The 3,489-nt window shown below is 37.2% G+C and carries 3 protein-coding genes; all 3 read left to right on the forward strand.

The window, feature by feature from the left end; genetic code table 11:
* Positions 1-2,266, forward strand: a 2,266-nt coding sequence (gene ileS, locus NT145_00430; protein ID MCX5781164.1) for an isoleucine--tRNA ligase, incomplete at its 5' end; no start/stop codon positions are given.
* An 11-nt stretch (positions 2,267-2,277) separates the two neighbouring features.
* The gene (lspA, locus tag NT145_00435) at positions 2,278-2,751 is read left to right on the forward strand and encodes a signal peptidase II (protein MCX5781165.1); all 474 of its coding nucleotides are present in this window, start codon (positions 2,278-2,280) and stop codon (positions 2,749-2,751) included.
* 1 nt (position 2,752) lies between these two features.
* On the forward strand, positions 2,753-3,489 hold a 737-nt coding region (gene lgt, locus NT145_00440), incomplete at its 3' end, for a prolipoprotein diacylglyceryl transferase (GenBank protein MCX5781166.1).

Consider the following 3,489-nt stretch of genomic DNA (forward strand, 5'->3'; position numbering starts at 1 on the left):
AGAAGGATATATTTACCGGCAGAAAAAACCTGTTTACTGGTGCCCAAACTGCGAAACTGCTTTAGCAGATGCAGAAGTTGAATATGCCGATCATACCTCACATTCCATATTTGTTAAATTCAAAATATCAAAGCTTCCTAAGAATGCTTCTTTTTCTTTAGATGAAAATCCGTCGGTTTTAATTTGGACTACAACACCATGGACTCTTCCCGCAAACGTTGCCCTCGCTTTCATGCCTGAAGCCGATTATTGTTTTACAAAAATAGAATTTGACGGGAAAGAACCGGAGTATCTTGTTTTGTCCCAAAGACTTTTACCCGTAGTCTGCGAAAAAATAGGCGCAAAAAAATACGAGATATTAAATAAATTTGTCGGTAAGGACATGGAAGGGATAGTATGCAAAAATCCTGTTCTTGAGCGGGACTCATTAGGAATTTTAGCTGATTTTGTCAGCTTTGAAGACGGAACAGGAGTTGTCCATATTGCCCCAGGCCACGGTCAGGACGATTATATCGCCGGTTTGAAATACAAGCTTCCGATAATATCTCCCGTTGATGATAAAGGAGCTTTTACCGAAGAAGTAAAAGAATTTGAAGGAAAAAAAGTTTTTGTTGCCAATGAGCTTATCATAGCTAAGCTTAAGGAAGAAAAGAAAATCCTGCATGAAGAAAAAATTGTGCATTCTTATCCTCACTGCTGGCGGTGCAAAAAACCGATTATTTTTCGTGCCACTCCTCAGTGGTTTATGAGCGTTGAGCATGATGACCTTAGAAAGAAAATGCTGGAAAAGGTGAAAGAAGTAAAATGGGTGCCCTCGTACGGCGAAAAAAGAATTTCAGGCATGCTTGAAGTAAGGCCTGACTGGTGTTTGAGCCGTCAAAGGCTTTGGGGAGTTCCTATTCCCGTTTTTTACTGCGATAAGTGCAATGAACCGATTTTGGACGATAAACTGATTGATTATGTCTCCAAACTTTTCACGGAACAAGGTTCAAACGTGTGGTTTGAAAAATCCTGCAGCGAATTAACAAGTATTTTTAAAACAAAATGCGTAAAATGCGGGAGTACTGACTGCAGAAAAGAGCAGGATATCCTTGATGTTTGGTTTGATTCAGGCGTTTCGCATGAAGCTGTTCTTGCCAGCGGAAATTATCCGGTACTTTCCTGGCCGGCTGATATGTACCTTGAAGGATCCGACCAGCACAGAGGCTGGTTTCAGACATCACTTCTTCCTGCGATTGCTTTAAGAAAGGCACCGCCTTATAAGACTGTTCTAACTCACGGTTTTGTAGTTGACGGCGAGGGAAGGAAAATGTCTAAATCCTTGGGAAATGTAATTTCGCCCGATGACATAATAAAAAAATACGGTGCAGACGTCTTAAGGCTTTGGGTTGCAACAAGCGACTACCGTGAAGATATCAGGATATCTCCCGAAATAATAAACGGGCTGGTGGATACCTACAGAAAAATAAGGAATACTATCCGATTTCTTTTAGGCAATCTTAACGATTTTTCTATTCCGAACGCATTGCCTTACGAAAATTTAACGGAAATTGATAAATTTGCACTGGACAGGCTTCAAGACGTAATTTTGCAGGTTAAAGACGCCTATGAAAATTATGAATTTCATAAATCATCTATAGCTATAAATACATTTTGCACGGTTTTTTTAAGCGGATTTTACCTGGATACTTTAAAAGACTGCCTTTATTGCGATTCACCATCTTCCTTGCAGCGAAAGAGCGCGCAAACGACATTTTTAAAAATTTCATCAGTTCTGATCAGGCTTCTTTCGCCTATACTTTCTTTTACATCTGAAGAGGCGTGGCTTGAATTAAGAGAAAAAAGCGACTCTTTTGAACAATCGGTTTTTCTTGCTCCTTATCCTTCATTTCATAGGGAATTTGACCTGCATAAAAGTGTGGAAGAAAAATGGGACAGGCTTCTTGACTTGAGAGAAAAAGCCCTTCTGGCATTTGAAAACTTGAGGAAAGAAAAAATTATCGGTTCAAATCTTGAGGCTGCGCTTGAAATTTCTTTTACCGCTGAGGAAGAATATCTATTTGCCAACAAAGAAATTCTTCCTATGGTTTTTGGGACGTGGGATATAACCTTGCTGCCATCCGATAAAATCTCGGAAACTCAAATCCGCGCAAATTCTAAATCTTCATTTAAAAAATGTGCGAGATGCTGGAGATATATAAAAGATGTTAGTGATGAAGATCTTTGCCCGAGGTGTGAAACGGTAATCGGTAAAAAAAGAACTTGAGAGGAAAAAAATTGAAGAAAAGATCAATAGTTTTAATTTGTTTGCTAATTTTATTGGATCAACTGACCAAATATATAATCAGTTCCGCGTTTTTAGTCGGTTCAAGTATTGAGATTTTGCCGTTTTTTAGATTAACTTATGTAACTAATACAGGAATAGCATTCAGTTTATTTCAAGGGTCAAATATTTTTTTCCTGATATTCACTGTTGTAATTCTTTCGTTATTAGTTTCATGGTATTTAAAAAATATTGAAAACATATCTAAGACGGTTAATTTATCTCTTCTGCTGATCTTTTCAGGAGCAATTGGAAATCTCATTGACCGTCTTTTTCGCGGTTATGTTGTTGATTTCTTAGATTTTTACATCGGAACTTATCACTGGCCTGCCTTCAACCTTGCCGATTCCTGTATAACAATAGGCGGAATAATCCTGTTAATTAGTGCTCTTTCCTCAAAAGAGAAAAATAAGATAAAGGAAATTTAAAATGTTTCCGGCCATATTAAAAATTGGAAATTTTACCCTTCACTCTTACGGGTTTATGCTTGCCTTAGGTTTTTTTTCTGCTTTAACATTTCTGCTTTATAAAGCTAAACAAAAAAATATACCGGAAAATATAATTATAGACTTATTTTTTTATACAGTGCTTGCGGGTATTCTCGGCGGCAGGATATGGTACGTTTTAATTAATTGGACTTATTACTCAAAGGATCTATTAAATATCGTTAAAATCTGGGAAGGCGGGATGGTTTTTTACGGCGGTTTGATTTTCGGTTTTATAACAGCAGTTTCATATATTTATTTTAAAAAATTGAACTTTTTTACAATTGCCGATATTTCAGCGCCGGCATTAGCTTTAGGCCATTTTTTTGGGCGGATCGGATGTTTCCTTGCGGGATGCTGCTACGGAAAGGGCTGTACACTGCCTTGGGCAGTAAAATTTACTGACAAAGAAAGCCTTGCTCCATTAAATACTTTTTTGCATCCGGCCCAGCTTTATGAAGCGCTAATAAACCTTTTAATATTTCTAATATTGATTTTTTATGATAGGAAAAAACCCTCAAATGGAAAAATATTTTTAACTTACTTTTTGCTTTACGGCCTGTCCCGGTTTATTCTTGAATTCTTCAGGGGGGATGACAGAGGCGTATTTGTTTTGGGTTTTTCACAGGGGCAAATATTTTCTATTTTTATTTTAATATCAGTCTTAATATTTTGGATAAT

The organism is Elusimicrobiota bacterium, from assembly GCA_026388075.1.
Lineage (GTDB): Bacteria > Elusimicrobiota > Endomicrobiia > Endomicrobiales > JAPLKN01 > JAPLKN01.